This window comes from Citrobacter sp. RHBSTW-00524 (assembly GCF_013747755.1).
GTDB lineage: Bacteria > Pseudomonadota > Gammaproteobacteria > Enterobacterales > Enterobacteriaceae > Citrobacter > Citrobacter braakii.
In genome coordinates this window covers 3,506,226-3,524,069 of the sequence record NZ_CP056421.1, presented here as the reverse complement: position 1 = coordinate 3,524,069, position 17,844 = coordinate 3,506,226, and the positions used below count along the sequence as shown (strand labels likewise).

General features: G+C 51.9%; 16 protein-coding genes. 4 read left to right on the top strand and 12 right to left on the bottom strand.

Annotation, left to right across the window (positions count from 1 at the left end; translation table 11 throughout):
* Nucleotides 1-6: 6 nt before the first annotated feature.
* The 12 genes from HV229_RS17085 to HV229_RS17030 form a co-directional block, all read right to left on the bottom strand.
* The gene (locus HV229_RS17085) at nt 7-783 is read right to left on the bottom strand and encodes a M23 family metallopeptidase (protein ID WP_249417765.1); all 777 of its coding nucleotides are present in this window, start codon (nt 781-783) and stop codon (nt 7-9) included.
* Between the two features lie 12 nt (nt 784-795).
* On the bottom strand, nt 796-1,593 hold the full coding sequence (locus HV229_RS26465) for an A24 family peptidase (RefSeq protein WP_131405742.1): 798 nt from the start codon (nt 1,591-1,593) through the stop codon (nt 796-798).
* Nucleotides 1,594-1,605: 12 nt separating this feature from the next.
* Entirely contained in the window at nt 1,606-2,643 is a 1,038-nt protein-coding gene (locus tag HV229_RS17075; RefSeq protein ID WP_131405743.1) for a type II secretion system F family protein, read from the bottom strand.
* Nucleotides 2,627-4,009, bottom strand: a complete 1,383-nt coding sequence (locus HV229_RS17070) for an ATPase, T2SS/T4P/T4SS family (RefSeq protein ID WP_181547726.1) — start codon at nt 4,007-4,009, stop codon at nt 2,627-2,629. Before HV229_RS17070 ends, HV229_RS17075 begins: the two co-directional genes overlap by 17 nt.
* Nucleotides 4,010-4,152: 143 nt before the next feature.
* Nucleotides 4,153-4,689, bottom strand: coding sequence for a hypothetical protein (locus tag HV229_RS17065; protein ID WP_181545985.1), 537 nt, complete (start codon nt 4,687-4,689; stop codon nt 4,153-4,155).
* Nucleotides 4,671-5,528 (bottom strand): hypothetical protein, encoded by an 858-nt coding sequence (locus tag HV229_RS17060; protein WP_181545983.1) that lies wholly within the window; start codon nt 5,526-5,528, stop codon nt 4,671-4,673. The genes HV229_RS17065 and HV229_RS17060 overlap by 19 nt, the downstream gene beginning before the upstream one ends.
* A gap of 4 nt (nt 5,529-5,532) precedes the next feature.
* Nucleotides 5,533-6,078, bottom strand: coding sequence for a hypothetical protein (locus HV229_RS17055; RefSeq protein WP_131405745.1), 546 nt, complete (start codon nt 6,076-6,078; stop codon nt 5,533-5,535).
* A 7-nt stretch (nt 6,079-6,085) separates the two neighbouring features.
* Complete coding sequence (locus tag HV229_RS17050) at nt 6,086-7,528, bottom strand: type II and III secretion system protein (RefSeq protein ID WP_181545981.1); 1,443 nt, start codon at nt 7,526-7,528, stop codon at nt 6,086-6,088.
* A 20-nt stretch (nt 7,529-7,548) separates the two neighbouring features.
* The gene (locus HV229_RS17045) at nt 7,549-8,040 is read right to left on the bottom strand and encodes a TcpQ domain-containing protein (RefSeq protein WP_249417764.1); all 492 of its coding nucleotides are present in this window, start codon (nt 8,038-8,040) and stop codon (nt 7,549-7,551) included.
* Nucleotides 8,021-10,165 carry a prepilin-type N-terminal cleavage/methylation domain-containing protein gene (locus HV229_RS17040; protein ID WP_181545979.1) on the bottom strand — a complete coding sequence of 715 codons (2,145 nt, stop codon included), beginning with the start codon at nt 10,163-10,165 and terminating at the stop codon, nt 8,021-8,023. Before HV229_RS17040 ends, HV229_RS17045 begins: the two co-directional genes overlap by 20 nt.
* Nucleotides 10,166-10,235: 70 nt before the next feature.
* Nucleotides 10,236-10,988: a prepilin-type N-terminal cleavage/methylation domain-containing protein gene (locus tag HV229_RS17035; protein ID WP_131405748.1), complete on the bottom strand. Its 753-nt coding sequence runs from the start codon at nt 10,986-10,988 to the stop codon at nt 10,236-10,238.
* Between the two features lie 568 nt (nt 10,989-11,556).
* Entirely contained in the window at nt 11,557-12,840 is a 1,284-nt protein-coding gene (locus HV229_RS17030; RefSeq protein WP_029139460.1) for a putative acyl-CoA thioester hydrolase, read from the bottom strand.
* 223 nt (nt 12,841-13,063) lie between these two features.
* On the opposite strand from HV229_RS17030, the gene hutI reads away from it, so the two are divergent.
* From hutI to hutU, 4 genes are all read left to right on the top strand, one after another.
* Complete coding sequence (gene hutI / locus HV229_RS17025) at nt 13,064-14,287, top strand: imidazolonepropionase (RefSeq protein WP_181545977.1); 1,224 nt, start codon at nt 13,064-13,066, stop codon at nt 14,285-14,287.
* Complete coding sequence (gene hutG / locus HV229_RS17020) at nt 14,284-15,225, top strand: formimidoylglutamase (protein WP_047359451.1); 942 nt, start codon at nt 14,284-14,286, stop codon at nt 15,223-15,225. The genes hutI and hutG overlap by 4 nt, the downstream gene beginning before the upstream one ends.
* An 87-nt stretch (nt 15,226-15,312) precedes the next feature.
* Nucleotides 15,313-16,032: a histidine utilization repressor gene (locus HV229_RS17015; RefSeq protein ID WP_016152334.1), complete on the top strand. Its 720-nt coding sequence runs from the start codon at nt 15,313-15,315 to the stop codon at nt 16,030-16,032.
* A 125-nt stretch (nt 16,033-16,157) separates the two neighbouring features.
* Complete coding sequence (gene hutU, locus HV229_RS17010) at nt 16,158-17,843, top strand: urocanate hydratase (RefSeq protein WP_049043080.1); 1,686 nt, start codon at nt 16,158-16,160, stop codon at nt 17,841-17,843.
* Nucleotide 17,844: the final 1 nt, after the last annotated feature.

Genomic DNA, 17,844 nt, shown 5'->3' with positions numbered 1-17,844 from the left:
CCCTCTTTATGCGACGGAAATAATCTGATATTTACCACTGCGCAACAGCACGACCTGATAGTCGCCAAACACCATACTACCTGGTGCCACGGTGCGCGTTTTGTTGTTAAACCGGACGGTAATCCGGGTTCCACCCGGTCCCTGAGAAACCAGCACCACCCGAGGCTGAGCGTCGGATTTTTCTTCCGTGGACGCCCGCCCGGCGCGCGCCAGCATCGGGGTGTTGTTCAGCAAGGGCTGCGGGTCGAGCGCCACGCCCCGCCAGGCAATTTCCAGATGCAGATGCGGACCGGTGCTAAAACCGCTGCTGCCGGATGCGGCGATCTCTTCGCCCGCCGTCAGCTTTTCGCCCTTACGCACCCGCGCAGAGGCGAGATGAAAATAGCGGCTCAGCCAGCCGTCCGCATGACGGAGAGTGATAAAGTACCCGGCGCCGCGATCGTAGCCGCTCTCCACCACTTCGCCGTCGGCAATTGCATGCACGCTGCTGCCGAATGGCACAGGAATATCCATCCCTTTATGCTGCATCATGCGCCCCAGCACAGGGTGCAGGCGTTGTCCAAATCCTGAGCTGATCTGGCGTTTTGCCACGGGCCAGATAAAGCGTACCGGCGCGTTATTATCAATCACCTCCGCAGCGCTGGACGATATCTGCAGGTTCTCTTCTGACCACACTTGCGCCGCCTGTAATGACGGAACGAAAGCCTGCTGCCAGGCCTGCTCGCAGCTGGTCGTCGCCAGCGGCGCTATTGTCAGCCATACGCTCCATATCAGACACGACACGATCGACCCCCGTCAGAGCAGAAGTAAAAACGCGACCAGCGCGATAGCCGGACCGAACGGAATATAAAAGCGATGTTTGTCATCCTCTTGCGCATAAAAGAACCGCACGCAGGCGTAAAACAGCAGCCCGGCCAGCGCCGAAAAGCAGAGTAATTCCGGCAGGCGCTGCCAGCCAAGCCATGCCCCGCAGGCGGCGTAGAGCTTGACGTCGCCGTAACCCAGACCGTCACGTTTGCATAATGTCTCCCACAGCTTCATCACGCCCCACAACAGAAGCCAGGCGGCGGCGACGCCATAAACCGCGTCCTTCACCCGCACCATGGAGTACCCCGATGCAGCAAGCAGTAGCCCGCCCCAGAGCACGGTGAAGACCAGCGCGTCCGGCAGAATCAGATGTTTAAAATCGATAACCGCCGCGCTGTAGAGCACCATAAACAACAGCGCATATGCCAGCGCGAGCTGAGGAGACCATTGCGGCAGGTAAAACCAGGCCAGCGCCCCCCATACCAGCCCCATCGCCAGTTCAGAAACCGGATAAATAACCGGGATCGCAATGCCGCACTGGCGGCATTTGCCCTTCAGTAACAGCCAACTGAGAATCGGAATATTATCCCAGGGCTTAATATCCGATTTACAGGCAGGGCAGTGCGACGGCGGCCACCACAAATTAACCGCCGCCCCTTCTGAATCATCCTCATCTATCACGCCAAGCATCAGCGGCAGACGATAAATAATCACGTTGGCTAAGCTGCCAAACAGCAATCCAAGTGGGATAAAAATAGCCACCATCCATGGCATTAACAGTTCCATGATTTAATTTTCCTAAAAAGAACCGCTGGCGCCCATCGCCGCCAGCTTGTCGCTGAGCGCAAACAACGCGGCAAAAACCCAAATAACGCAACCGCCTAATATCAGCGTGGAGAGCGCTCTTAATAACCCGGAAAGTTTAGTGATATATTCCCGAATGTGTTCACGTGATTTATTCGATACCGCCAGCAGCACCTCATTAAACGAAGGTAGCGCGGCGTAAAGGCTGATATTGAGCAGCGTTTCCGTGTTCAGTAAACCCGAGTTGAGCGCTTCTCCATAGCTGACGCCCGCCGCCATTTTCTTCTGCATCCCGGCCAGGTGCCAGCGCAGCCAGCGGCTGGAGTTCAGGCTAATAATGCTGAGCGCATCGTTGAGCGGAATGCCGTTTTTTAACATCAGCGCCAGGTTGTTGAGAAAAATAGAGGCGGTCAACTGCTTATACGTTGAGAACGGCATAATTCGGTCAAGAAACTGATTACGAATATTCCCGGTCATTTTGCCCATCGCTATTTTGATCACGGTAACCAGAGCAATAAAACCAATGAGGATATATATCCACAGCCCTTTACACAGCGCCATCCCAAAAATATAGAGCGCGCTGGTGACGCCAGGCCATTTCTCAACGGGTACAACGCTTTCAAAAGCCGGGAACACCTTATAGGCATAACCCGCAATTACCACCAGCGACAGGACCAGCATAATGAGCGGGAAGGTGATGGCACCGACGATTTTCTTGCGCAGTTCGTCGTTATAATTAATCACGTTTACCAGAGTGATAAAACCGTCAGCCAGGCTGCCGCTGCGCTCCGCCGCGTTAATCACGCTCAGTTCAGATTCAGGTACCAGCCCCTCGAAAACCATCGCAATGGAGGTGGTTTTCGCCATTTTGCTTGTCAGCTCTTCCAGACGTTTAGCAAATCCTTTGCCGAGCAGTTTTTCCCCTTCCGCGCGTAATTTTTGCAACGCGTCATATAGCGGAAGCTCAGCGTTAATCATATCTGCGCAAAACTGATAAAGATAAATACGCTGTTTCTTACCAAATTTTTTCAACTATTACCTCCAGTTCTTCCTGAACGACTTGCCCAAATTCCATTTGAAACCAGGTCGCGCACACGCGTCCCTGAAGTACTGCCGCCATCGTTTTTTCTTTAATTTCGAATCCTTCGCTCAGGCCGGTCTGTTTTAATCGCTTCGCGCGCCAGACGGTATAAACTTTAAGCCATTTCTGTTCAGCAATGGCCTCCAGCTCGTCATACACCGGCAGCAAATACTCCATCACCAACTGGCGTCCACCAATACCGGTGTGTTTGCAGGCCGGACAGCCTTCAGCGTTTTTTTCATAAAGCTGGAACTCGCGTCCCTTAATGGTGGTGGTCCGTAACGACGTTTTACACTGCGGGCACAGTACAGGTATTAGCTTCTGGCACTGTAAGCCCGCAATAAAGCCCGGCGTTGAAAGCTTATCGCTGGTAATCCCGAGCGCGGATAAGCGTTGCAATAACGAAACGATGTTGCCTGCGTGCACGGTGGTAAAACAGTAGTGACCACTTTCCACCGCCCCGGCCAGCGCGTTAGAAGAGATATTGTCGCGAATTTCCCCTACCATCAGTACGTCCGGGTCGCGACGCAGCGAGGATTTGATCGCCGAATGGAATCCTCCGGATTCGCCGCTTAATACCGAACTTTGCGTCGCGCCATAGATCTGATATTCGACCGGATCTTCTACGGTCAGAAAACAGCCGCGATTGTCATAGCGGTTGATCTGCATCCACTCCATCAGATTTTTCAGGGTGGTGGATTTTCCCGAACCGGTTGTTCCGGCAATAATATAAGCGCCGTAGGGGTTACTCAGGATCCTTTTGAGGTCGCTAATTTCCTCATCGGAAACGCCAAGCTTATCCAGGCTCGCGACGCTGGCTCTGTCCAGACCCGAGGGAATAATTCGCAATACCGCGTGATAGCAATCGCTGGTCTCGCCAAATATCGGATAGTGCGCATAGCGGAAGCGGTAGCTTTTCCCCGCCAGCGAATAGAGGATATTGGCGTTTTGCGCAATATTGCGGTTCCAGGTGGTGTCGCGGGTGCTTGCCTCAACGTTATAGAGCACGAACACCAACTCATCGCAGCGTGACGCCTTCATCTGTATAAACGGACAAAGCACACCGTTAATGCGCAGCTCAATATTCGCCACCATATCATTACGGGTGATATGCAGGTCGCTGGCCTTCAACGCCACGGCCTTTTTTAGCATCTCTTCCAGCGCAAGCTGTGTGTTACTGCTTTCCTGCTCAAGCAGCTTATTTCCTGCCGACAGCAGCTGTTCTACGATCAGGTAATAATTTTTCTCAGTAACCTGCGCTATTCCCTTAACCTGAATAGTATGGGAAACCTGCAGGCGGTGGCACACCGCCTGCATTGGTGCCAGATTATCAATCAAAGGCGTGGATACCAGTAACCAGGCTTCATCCGCATGCTCAGCAACCAGAATATCGCCGTCATACTCCTGGAATTGCCACTCCTGAGAATGAATGTTCTCCTCGTTAAACTGGATATAATCGATCACTTACCCACAACCTCGACCGTCACGTCATTTGCCTTGTTATGACGCGCAATATAGTCATAACCGCCGTAACTAAAACGCTGATTCAGCGGCACCATCTTCACGCCGCCGTCGGCGCCGGCAATCGCCACGCGTTTTTGACCCGCGATTTCGGAAATCAGCAGCGGCCGCAGCCCAGGCGCAGATTCTGAAGTTGCTCCTGGGGAAGCGCTAATATCATCCATTGTGCTGGCGGTGCTCACCGGCATAACCGCTGCGCTACCTTCCTTTTTCTCACCGCGCAGCTTACGCAGCTCGCTGCGGACTTTTTCCAGCGCAAGCTGATTCGCCAGCTCGCGGTACTGGCTCTCGAAGTTGAAATCTTTTTCTATCATCTCAACAACGTGATCCTGCATCGGCGATACGTCGCTTAATGGAGGCGTGCCTTCCGCTTGCACAACCTCCTGCGCGGGGATGATTTCTGCCGTATCTGCGGCGTAAAGAGCAGGTGAAAGCGTCAACACTATTCCCGCAATAATTAATTTCCCTTTTTGCATGCCAGTCCTCCGGTAACAAGCGTTGAGTTTTCAGTGAATACGATTGATTTGATAATAAACGCGTCGGCAAAGGGTTGCTTATTCAACACCAGCGACACGCCCGAGATATCCATTTGGGTCGGTGAAGTGATCGTCCAGCCAGCGAACAGCATGCCGAATGACGTTACCGCGCTTTTCAGCGCGCTTTCATTTTGCCCGACGGCAGAGGAGGGCATCCCCGTTAATACCAGTTCGGTATTTCGTCCGCCTAATGAATTCCAGGAGCTGATATAACTTAATACATCGGTACAGACCGGCAGATTGACCGTATTTTTGCTCTGCCAGGCGCTGAACCACGGATGTTTATTCATCCCGGACTCAACGCCCGTATAGTCCAGCGTGTTTTTTGAAAAACTGGGCGACCAGGTTTTACCCCAGAGATTAATATCGGCCACGCTAAATATCCGCTCTGGATTCAGCGCATAGCTGAGTGAACAGCTCGTACTGGTACATTCAATACTTTTTGGTGCAAAGCCCACCTGCGACAGTTTTTTATTCGCCAGCAAGAGCTGTTCCAGCAGCAGGCTGGCATCAGAAATGCTGCCGCCTGTGAGCGAGTTGCGATAAAAATCTTCGATAGCTTTGATTTTTTGCTGGCGGGCAGCCTGTTCAGCCTGGACTCTGGCCAATCGTTCCTGCTCCGGTTTCCAGATAAAATAGTAATAGCCCGCCCCGCCGCCGCCAGCTAATAAAATCAGTAGCGTAACGACCCAGACGATAATATTACCTCCTCGCCCGGTAGAACCGCCCCCTATAATATTACGACGTTTCCAGAAATAGATATTTTCAGAGACCGCCACGTTCTCATCCTTTTATAAATAATTTCAGTAGTGTCATAAACACCAGTAAAAATACGATGCCGCCTGCTATCAGAGCGCCGATCATCATCTGTCGCCGCTTTTTCTGCCGCCGCTGATGTCCAGTACAGCCTTCAATCACCGCCTCAATGTGCTGTTCCGTTAACTGAATTAACGGTAGCTCCGCATACTGTGGCGATTCTTTCAGTTGCTCTTTCAGCTTCATCCAGAAGCGTCTGGAGACCAGACGATCGCTGCCCGAAACGGGAACACCGTGCGAGATAATCAGGAAATAGCAGCTTTCCGCCTGCTCAAAATAATAAATACCGTCACCGTACAGGGCTTTCATCCACAGGGCGAAAGGCTCATATAAGGTGGAGTGTTTGGTACAGAAACCCGTAACCATTTCCCCTTCATCAGACTGGCCCGTTAACTGGCGATGGGTTCGCCGCAAATGTGATAGCCAGTCAAGATAATAAGGCTCGTGAGAGGCAGGCTCGTAGCTCCAGACCAGATCAATTAATACCCGATTTTCTGATAAGTGCTTAAGCATGATGCCCTCATCGGGTCTGCGTTGGAGCACGGTAATTATCAATACCGACTACCATAACCACCGTTTCGACATGATCGTTGTTGGTAACCGAGCCTGCCAGCACCGACCATCCCTGACCGTCAGAATCCTCTTTCGCTTCGTATTTGCTGACCAGCAGCAGGCTACCTGGCGTAATTGTGGAAATGTTAAACATTTCCGTCGTGCTTACCGACGGCAACTGAACTTCATCAAAGGTATCGATTGAGTTGAGATAGCGCTTGGTAAAGCCGCTGGCCACTTCAATTCGCCCGTCGGTTAAGATACGCGGGGTAAGAATAAAGCTGGTGCCGGTGACCAGTTCCGTGGTTTCCACCTCCGTACTGACGTCTCCTGTGTTGGAATCTTGTTCCCTGGTGCGGCTGGAGACATAATATTGCGACGTGGTCATGTTGAGTGGAATAGGGATGTTATTGCGGGTAATAAACGAACCGCTCTGGATCACCTTACTGCCGGTGAGTTCGTACAGGGCATCCAACTGAGAGCTGATATTCATATGCTGATTGGTCCAGCCTGCGGTTAAGCCGCCGGAGAGCTTCATCAGCATTTCTGAGCTGTCGATACCAAAAGAGGAGGTCCCGTCGTTGAAGGTCATATTGACCCCACCGCCCAGCTCTTTCGTTTTGCGCTTATCAAGGGTAAATATTTTGTAAGTCACGACAAACTGACGGGTATTATCCGCCTGGAATTTCTTCAGCGACTCATTCAGCGCGTGATACTCTGAAGGACGCGCGGTGATCGTCAGAATCGAGGCGTCTTTAAAAATGCTGTAAACGCCGCTGGAGACAAATTTTTCCGCCATATCCTCAACGTCGTCCCAGAAGCTGGATGAAAATTTGGTCTCGGCTTTGCCTTTCAGACCGCCGCTGGAAGTGGCTTCATTACCGGACAGATCGAGACTGGTTTCAAATTTGTTCTCTTCGCCGTAAAAATCGAGCTTCAGCACATAGTTCTGGAAATAAGAGACGACCAGCACGCCGTTGTTATCCAGCACTGGGTTCACGTCATATAGCGCGGAAATATAGCGGGTAAATTCCTCAAACGTTCCGTTGAACTTAACGCTACGGAACTCCGGTTCCCCCGCATCCGATTTTCCACCGGGAATGGAAGTATTAATACGGTAGCTAATACCGGTTTGCGCGGTCACCGCCTCAAGAATTGTCGCCAGATCGGTAGGCTCATAAGACTGAATACTCACCTGCTTACGCAGCAGCGCCTGTTTACGGGAGTTATATTCAACCTTTTTGCCCAGATAAGGCTCGTTATATTTCATATAACCGGTCGTTTTCATCTCATCCGCAGTGGTCGGGTTTCCGGTTTCCTGCGGGACAATACTTTTATCGTACTTGGTATCAATAGACGTACAACCCTGAAGAGCCAGCGTCAACGCCAGAAGCGAAACTTTAATTTTCATAGCATTATTCCCTTGCTTAATTACTGCTCATCAATGATCAGTACGTTATTCGCCTGGTAGTCTTTAATCACCAGCCCGTAGTTTTCTGACGTAAATACTTGTCCAAGTTTAACCAGCACATCTTGTATTGATTTACCCTGCAAATGAATTGCTTTGTAAATAACAAAATCAGTTGAGCTGTTCCAGAGCAGCTTATAGCCATTTTGCTGTGCCCATTTTGTGAGCTGCTGGCTTAATAACTCCTCTTCCAGTAAATCAATTTTTATTTCCACCACTGGTGCACTGACTGGCGCGACGCTTTTCACCGTATCATCCCCGGAAAAGGGATTTCGCGGCGTGGTTGTACTTTCTTTCACTGGCGTGGTGGTTAACATACCTGCGTCAATTTTTTGCCCAGCTGGTGCGCTGGCGGCAAAACTTCCCTGGCTGCCTAATAATGCGGACACGGCAGCCCCAATTATCCATGTTTTTTTCATCTTACTCTTCCAATGATTAATAGGTGATTCTTTCATGGTCCGGAATATCAAGTTCATTACCGTTTTCTTTATAAAACTTAAGATCGTTATCTTCCGCAACAAGAGAATGGAGCACATACTTATTCGGTACCGCCTCACTCCAGGCGTAACCTTCGGATGAAATCATTCCCCCTTGCGGGATCGTGCTGCACCACTGGTTAATCACCACTGAGAGAGACTGCGGATTCATTTTATTGATACCATCACCATCGGGATTAATCATTGCCGAGGTGGCACTGATTAACCAGAAGGGGGCGGGGTCGTCCTTGGTGCCTGCACCTTTGAACCAGTCTTCCGCGATCCAGTCCTCAAAGGTTCCGTTTTTGTCCCTTTTCACCGGATCGTGGGCAGGGGCTGCTGTATCTTTGTTAACCACTATATTGGCCTGGATCGCAACACCCGCTACCGCCCCCACTATGTTGCGGGTTTTAACGGTATTCAAACGCGTTGCCCCCTGCTGGGTGTAGTCAGTATAACCACCGCGTTTTTTAGCTTCTTCGTCCTCATCTGCCGAGACTGAGGATATGGCGACCGACAGACGGGGATAGAGGCTTCGCAGCAAGGTTTTACGGTCTTTACCTATACCGGTTACTTTAGGACACGTTTGCAACGGTAAACGAATTACGCCCGGCTCACTTAAGAGACCTGCGTAATTTGTACTCTTATTTGCCTCTTTATAAATATCATCAGCCCCTGTCGGACCTTCACCCCGCGGATAATCGTTTTTAAATGACTGATAAAAAGTGGTGGTGGGCGTCACCAGCTCATACTGACCACTGAAGGCATCAGAAAATACACGTGCGGTATTATCATTATTCTGCTGACTATCCTTAAGCGCGTTTGCCTCTGCTTGATCGTAAGCCACATGCCATTTTTCCGGATGCTTGCGCGAGGTATTTTCCATCACGATATTGGCGTACAGCGTGCCGGTGGTGCCTTTGAGTGAACTCGGCGAAGCAGGTTCTGCCTCGCTACCGTCTGTTTTATCCGCGCTGGTACGCAGATGCAGAATGCGATCGTCCGGGTTATCCGTGCCAGGATTGACGCCGTTGCTGTTCATTGCCGCCAGGCACAGCGTGCTCTTGTTTTGCTCTCTGCTCCAGCACATCGCCGGTTCGTTTTTATCTTTGCCTTCCGCATCGCTGCTGGTAATCAGCAGGCGGTCTTCATCAATCGCCGTAATGCACGGTCCGGCTTCGTCTTTTGCATCGTTCCAGCACAGTTTGGCAGTTGGAATGGAACCATCGGCTGCAATATCTTCACTGCTTTTGTCTAAGCTTAAGCGAATGCCGTAACGTTTATTCGTATTGAGCCTGTCCATATGATTGGGAACGTCCCCCATCTGCAGCGGTTGGCCTGCGGCCGTTGTTACCAGGCTAAAATTACCGTTACCCTCGATTTCAAACACCACAGCCTGCAGATAGCCGAGATCGACGCTTTTCAGCGCTTTTTCCAGCGGCTTAATAAATCCGGCAAAATGGAGACCTTCGTTCTCGGCCTCTGTCTGGTAGGTGAGGTAGAAATCGACACGTTCAATACCTGGCCCGCTGGTGCCGGCTTGCCGAATGTTGTTGACGAAGTCCACGCGTTCCAGCATCAGATCCAGCGATTCGGCGCCAGGGCGCAGTTCACACGGCAGCATGGACTCCGCAAGGGCGAAGGGCAGTTTCCCTTTATTTTTACATTCACTACCCAGAAACAGATAGCGAGAACCCCGGGTGGGCGATACCTGGGTTTGCGTTGATACACCAACAGACCAGCCGGAATAAAACTTGTCTGTATCCGTATTGGGATAGGGTTGAGCCTGTAATGTTTTATTGGTGACGCGATTATCATAATTCGCGGTGGCGACGTTAGTATTTTTCGTCCCGAATAGTGGGTTGGCTTCTTCACCGCCCCCCAGAACATTCAATTTATTTTGCGCAATAAAGCGCATTACGCCAGAAATATCACGGACGATCATATCAGCGACAATAAGCTGGTGACTTTGCTGTGCTTCTTTTCGTTTATAATTTGCATAAGTCATCAGACACATGCCGATAATGGCAAGCACAAGAATCATTTCAAGAAGGGTGACACCTGCCTGCGGGCGAACGTTTTTTTTGAGGTATTTGTACGACATTTTTCCGTCCGTGGTATAAACAATGCCCCCGTATACATGGGTGCAATTTATTAGAAAATAACGCTATAAATTAACGGCTACCGAGGATGACTGCGTTAGCAGAACCAGCGTCTGTACAGACAGTAGAACCCGTAATCATGTCCGGAGAGATGATATCACCAGCCAGTGTTTTAATGATCGGTGCAGCAGGCCCTACACCCATCAACAACTTCGCTTCTACAGCAACACCAGCTTGAGTAGGAGGTGCTACAGCATAGGTACTCTGACTTCCAGCAGCAACGACCGCAGTTGCGACATAATCCCAGTTGCTAGCTGTCTGAGAAAGGAGATTACGACACTCTTCCTGACTTAAACCATTCACGGAAATATAGAAGCCTTTTGCTTTAGTATCAGTAGCATTAGCACCAATGCTTGCAGGCCCAATTTCAAATGGTTCATTGGAGAAACCGTTAAAAGCCTCACCCGTGGTCAGTTTACCCATTTTCAGCATGGTCATAACTGGCCCCTTATACGTTGGGTCAGCTTTCAGTTTATCTGCATCCAACATAGCTTTAGTGATACCAGTCAGATCAGTAGACCCTGGATAACCGTTCGCATCACGATATACCTCAGTCATCGATACGCGAACTGTGTTGGTATTATCAACAACATCGGTCATGTCCTGTGCAGCAAACGCACGCTGTGCCAAAATTACCACGCCCGCAGCAATAATACCGATAATGCCCAGAACGATAATAATTTCAAGTAGCGTTACGCCTTTCTGCTTTTTCAGCTCACGATACTGAGCCGCCTTTTTTTTCCATGAATGAATCATGCTTTTCATGTCTATCAATCCTTAGATATTACTGGTTACTGAAAAATTAAAAAATTAACCCTGCACACATTGTGCCAAAACATTATATGCGGCATTTTTCGTAAATCACCAGAAGCTAAAGGTTGTGACGGGATAATTAGGAAAAAGGGTGGCTGGTCAGATGAGTTTTTTTCGTGAATGATTTTTTCATATGTATTTTATATATAACAAGTATCATAAGGTTTTTTTTGAGTTGTTTTTAGATAACGTTACGGTAATTTCCCTTTTCCAGAGAGTAAAATATATTGATGGGGTTAATATATTAAGATTAATATGGATTATCTTTTATCTATTTTAGGCTAAAAAGTGAGTTTAGCGGCAAAGCAATATTTGTCCAGTTAAACGTTACTGTAACTTACTTAGGTAAGCGCCTGGGCTTGCCTTCATACAACTCGAATTATTATGGCTATAAATAGATTGATTCACGCGATCAATTTAAACCTGCGTTGGTGAAAATATTACCTGTGTGAAGAAAAGACGTTGAAAGCGGTGAAGGGGGCTGGCGGGAGTGTTCCCGCCAGCGGTTTGATGGCTGTGATTACTGCTTCGGTTCGGCAACCACTTTGCTACCGATACCGCGGTTGTTGTATTCCCACATGCGGTTGAAGTTGGTGTCGTTCAGGTTGCGCTGGATTTCACCTTTGTCATCTTGTGCACCGGTATTACCGGCAAAAGGACGCTTCGAGATAACACTGTCAGCCCATGGTTTTGCCATGTTAAAGCCTTCGTTGATCACGCTGTCGCGGATAACGACCTGACCGTTTGTGTTCGAATCAACATCCAGCGAGCGGCCCAACTGTGCCACGCCATCACCACTCGCCGTGAAGCGGCTATTTGTGGCGAGGAAGCCGTAGTAGATGTTTGACAGCGTCGCTGGTGCAAACACATAGGCTTCCTGCTGCGTACGGGAGTTCACAACGCGGAAATCGGTGTTATCGAACACCACGGCGCCGCGACCGGAAACAATATCCACATCGCCTTCAATGTAGCTGTTGGTTACCAAAGTACGCGGTTGACGATCGTTTTCCAGACGGTTTTGTACGCCGCTGTTAGTCACGAAAAACGTATTCTGGCGACCGAGGATGTTGACCTTATTGATCTGCACTTTATCGCCATCGGTACGTAGCGCAACGGCCGGGTGATTACCCGCATCAACGCTGTCACCCAGATTGTTTTCGATGGTCAGGTTCTGCAATTGCAGACCGTTATTTTGCGACCAGACGACAGCAGAACACATCACGCCAATATTTGTGCCGCGCTTGTTCTGGCAATTATCAAACATATACCACGCCGGTTTACCCGGCATGTATTTACCGCCCGGGTTCACCGTACGACGCCAGTCTGCGGTGCTCATGTCACCATCAATAGCCTGGCCAATTTTCACATCCAGCGGTTTTTCGCCCATACCGTACAGCGTCAGACTTCCCGTTGCTGCCGGGATATATACCGTGCCCTGATACTCGCCCGGCATAATCGCGATGTACTGACGTTTGTTAGTACGTTTGATGATTGCCGCATCAACCGCAGCCTGAATGCTGGTATGGGTGACGCCCTGAGTCCCAGCCGGGCCAACCACGAAGTCAGGCTGTGCAGGCAGAGAAATAGCAGAAGGGCTCCACGGCGCGGTGTTTGGCGTCAGCGCGGAAAAATAGTGCGCAGCAACGAAGTTTTTCGCTTCATTGGCCGACAAGATCGGGCGCGAAGAGGTACCTGGCGCGGTCTGATCGGAAGGAATTTGATCGGGCGGCGTAGAGCTACAGGCGGTCAGCGTCACGCCAAAAGCCATTGCCAGCGCCAGACGGGAAACTGATGATATGTTCACAGGTTGCTCCGGGCTTTGAAAGTTATCCATTGAAGCCTGCTTTTTTATACTAAGTTGAGCGAAACGGGAAGGTTAAAAGGTAAAAAGTTGTTTTTATCGCCGTAATGCCTGGCGCGGAGAGTCCTTATATCACAAATACATAACAATTACGGTCCTTCAGGTTGACAACATCCGTATAATCAAAAATAAATGTCTATACAACCTATGACAAGTGGTGAGTCGAATGCAGCAATTCTTCCCTGATGATGTTATCTGGCGCAATGTTCGTCTGGCGACCATGGATCCCGAACGTAACACCCCGTATGGGCTGGTAGAGGGTCATGCGCTGATCGTCCGCCAGGGGAAGATTCGCGATATCGTCCCGGAGTCATCGCTCTATCTCACACATGACAATACCTTTGATATGCAGGGCAGGCTAATTACACCTGGCCTGATTGACTGTCATACGCATCTGGTCTTTGGTGGAAACCGTGCAGGTGAATGGGAGCAGCGGCTAAACGGTGTCTCCTACCAGCAGATAAGCGCCCAGGGCGGGGGTATCAATGCCACCGTATCAGCAACCCGCAGCGCCAGTGATGAACAACTCTTACATCTAGCGCATCAGCGTATGGAACAGCTGATCAAAGAAGGCGTTACGTTGCTGGAAATAAAATCCGGTTACGGCCTGGATTTGCAGACAGAAGAGAAAATATTGCGCGTGGCAGCGGCGCTGGCGGCGGAGAATATCATTGAAATAAGCCCCACGCTGTTGGCTGCCCATGCGACTCCAGCAGAATACCGGGATGATCCTGACGGCTATATTACGCTGGTGTGCGAGACCATTTTGCCGCAGCTGTGGGAACAAGGGCTGTTTGAGACCGTCGATCTGTTTTGTGAAAGCGTGGGTTTTTCGTTGGCACAGAGCGAGCGGGTGTTTCAGGCCGCGCAGGCGTTGGGCATCCCGATTAAAGGCCATGTTGAACAGCTGTCATTGCTGGGTGGCGCACAGCTGGTAAGCCGCTACCACGGGTTATCCGCCGATCATATTGAATATCTCGATGAAGCGGGCGTAGCGGCGATGAGCCAAAGCGGTACGGTCGGCGTACTGCTGCCCGGCGCATTCTATTTCCTTAAAGAGCAACAGAGTCCGCCGGTGGCATTGCTGCGTCAGTATCAGGTACCGATGGCGGTGGCGACAGATTTTAACCCAGGTACCAGCCCGTTTATCAGCCTGCACTGGGCGATGAATATGGCCTGCGTTCAGTTTGGCTTAACGCCGGAAGAAGCATGGGCGGGCGTCACCCGTCATGCGGCCCGGGCGCTGGGACGTCATACCACTCATGGTCAATTGAAGGCCGGGTTTGTGGCCGATTTTGTGGTGTGGGATGCCACTCTCCCGGTCGAGATCCTGTATGAACCGGGGCGCAACCCGCTCTACCAACGCGTATTCAAAGGACAAATAGTATGACTCACTGGCAACCTGTTTCACCTGCGCTGTGGCAGGGACGTGATGATCGCGCCGAATCGCCGAATGCGCTGCGCCTGTTTCAGACTATCACGCTGAGCCCGACATTTAGCCCAGAAATGTATCGCGAGCAGATAGCGCTGCTCGGGTTTGCCTGCGACGAAGGCGTGAAACGTAATCAGGGCCGGACGGGAGCCGCCGGAGCGCCCGATGTGCTGCGCAAGGCGCTGGCGAATTTAGCCAGCCACGATGGGCATCATCGGCTGGTAGATCTGGGAAATATTGTGGCCCAGGCCCCCGACCTTGAGGGCGCGCAGCAGGCGCTACGCAATGCGGTGCAGCGCTGTCAGCAGGAGAATATACGTACCTTTGTTCTGGGGGGAGGACACGAAACCGCATTTGCGCACGGCGCAGGCGTGTTGGATGCGTTCCCGCAGGCGAAAGTGGGGATCGTCAACTTCGATGCGCACCTCGATTTGCGCCATGCCGATCAGGCTACTTCCGGTACACCGTTTCGCCAACTGGCGCAGCTTTGCGATGAACAGCAGCGTGAATTTCACTATGCCTGTATCGGCGTCAGTCGGGCGGCAAACACCCAGGCGCTATGGGATGAGGCGCAACGGCTCGGTGTGACCGTGGTGGAGGATCTGTTCTGTGCAACGGCGCAGGCGCAGTTAGCGCAGTTTGTCGCCAACCTGGATGTTATCTATCTGACTATCGATCTCGACGTGCTGCCGGTGTGGGAAATGCCCGGCGTGTCGGCACCCGCTGCGCTGGGCGTACCGTTGGCGACGCTGCTGAATCTGATTGAACCCCTGTGTCGTAGCGGTAAACTGCAGGCGGTGGATATGGTTGAATTTAATCCACGCTTTGACGATGATGGCAGAGCGGCGCGCGTTGCGGCGCGATTAGGTTGGCAAATCGCGCACTGGTGGCACTGATATACCTGATGGCGTTGCGCTTATCAGGTTCGGGTAATGTCTGTAAACTGTACCCACTCACATTCTCAGCTTAAGGAAGGCTTACGCATGCTCCCATCCCGTTCTGCTCCGGCACCTTTTTACGAAAAGGTCAAACAGGAGATCAGCGAAAAGATTGCCAGCGGTATCTGGCAACCTCACGATCGCATTCCCTCTGAGGCGGAGCTGGTGGCGCAGTATGGTTTCAGCCGCATGACCATCAACCGGGCGCTGCGTGAGTTAACGGATGAAGGGTTACTGGTTCGTTTGCAGGGCGTAGGGACGTTTGTCGCCGAGCCGAAGGGCCAGTCTGCGCTGTTTGAAATTCGCAGCATCGCGGATGAAATCAACGCCCGTCAGCATCAGCACCGCTGCGAGGTGATCACGCTGGAACGAACCCAGGCAAGCGCGCAGCAGGCTTTGGTGTTAAACGTCAAAGAAGGCACCTCCATTTTTCACTCTGTCATGGTGCACTACGAGAACGAACTGCCGGTGCAGATTGAAGATCGCTGCGTGAATGCCGAAATTGTGCCGGCGTATCTGGCGCAGGATTACAGCCAGACTACGCCGCACGCGTATCTGTCGCTGATAGCCCCTTTAACGGAAGGCGAGCATATTGTTGAAGCGGTCCGCGCCAGTGCCGAAGAGTGCGCGCTGCTGAATATCAAAGAACACGATCCCTGCTTGCTGATCCGCCGTAAAACCTGGTCTGCGTCATCCATTGTCTCTCATGCCCGTTTGCTCTTCCCGGGTTCCCGCTATCGCCTGCAAGGGCGGTTTATGTCCTGAAAAGCGTGATTGCTGCCGCAGTATAATAAAATTGTATCTTTTTTGTTAAAAGCACACTTGCGACAACTTGTATAGACAAGTATATGTTACTTATCTGTCCGATCGTTCGCGAGGAGTGCTCTACCATGTCTCATAGCAAGTACCGTCAGCAGGATATTCGTGCCCCACGCGGCACCACGTTAACGGCCAAAAGCTGGCTGACCGAAGCGCCGCTGCGCATGTTAATGAACAACCTGGATCCCGATGTGGCGGAAAATCCGCATGAGCTGGTGGTATACGGCGGGATTGGTCGCGCCGCGCGGGACTGGGAATGTTATGACGCCATCGTCAACGCGCTGACCAAACTGGAGACCGATGAGACCCTGCTGGTCCAGTCCGGTAAACCGGTTGGCGTTTTCAAAACCCATGACAATGCGCCGCGCGTACTGATTGCCAACTCCAACCTGGTGCCACATTGGGCTACCTGGGAACACTTCAACGAGCTGGACGCCAAAGGGCTGGCGATGTATGGCCAGATGACCGCCGGGAGCTGGATCTACATCGGTAGCCAGGGCATCGTGCAGGGGACTTATGAAACCTTCGTTGAGGCCGGGCGTCAGCATTATCAAGGTAACCTGAGCGGACGCTGGGTGCTGACCGCCGGGCTGGGCGGCATGGGTGGGGCGCAACCGTTAGCCGCAACGCTGGCAGGTGCTTGCTCGCTGAATATTGAGTGTCAGCAAAGCCGGATCGATTTCCGTCTGCGTACCCGCTACGTGGACGAGCAGGCGACATCGCTTGACGACGCGCTGGCGCGTATCGAAAAGTACACCCGCGAGGGTAAAGCGGTCTCCATTGCGCTATGCGCTAACGCCGCCGACGTTGTGCCGGAACTGGTGAAGCGCGGTGTGCGCCCGGATATGGTCACTGACCAGACCAGCGCCCACGATCCGCTGCATGGTTATCTGCCGTCCGGCTGGAGCTGGGAAGCGTATCAGGCGAAAGCGGTGTCCGATCCGCAGGGCACGGTACAGGCGGCGAAACGCTCAATGGCAACACACGTTGAGGCAATGCTGGCGTTCAGCAAAATGGGCGTGCCGACGTTTGATTACGGCAACAACATTCGCCAGATGGCCAAAGAGATGGGCGTGGAAAACGCCTTTGATTTCCCCGGTTTCGTCCCTGCTTATATTCGCCCTCTGTTCTGCCGCGGCATTGGCCCGTTCCGTTGGGTGGCGCTTTCCGGCGATCCGCAGGATATTTATAAAACGGATGCCAAAGTGAAAGAGATCGTGGCTGACGATAAGCATCTGCACCACTGGCTGGATATGGCGCGTGAGCGGATTAACTTCCAGGGGTTACCGGCGCGTATCTGCTGGGTCGGTCTGGAATGGCGTCAAAAACTGGGGCTGGCGTTTAATGAAATGGTGCGCAGCGGCGAAGTGTCTGCGCCGATTGTTATTGGCCGTGACCATCTGGATTCCGGCTCCGTCGCCAGCCCGAACCGCGAAACCGAAGCCATGCGCGACGGTTCTGATGCAGTATCCGACTGGCCGCTGCTGAACGCGCTGCTTAACACCGCCAGCGGTGCAACCTGGGTGTCACTGCATCACGGTGGCGGGGTAGGAATGGGCTTCTCCCAGCATGCCGGGATGGTGATTGTTTGCGATGGCACTGATGAAGCCGCAGCGCGTATCGCCCGGGTATTACATAACGATCCGGCTACCGGGGTGATGCGCCACGCCGACGCCGGGTATGACATTGCGGTGGAATGCGCCGTCGAAGAAGGGCTGAATTTGCCGATGGTCGCGGCGACGCAGGAGAAACGCTGAT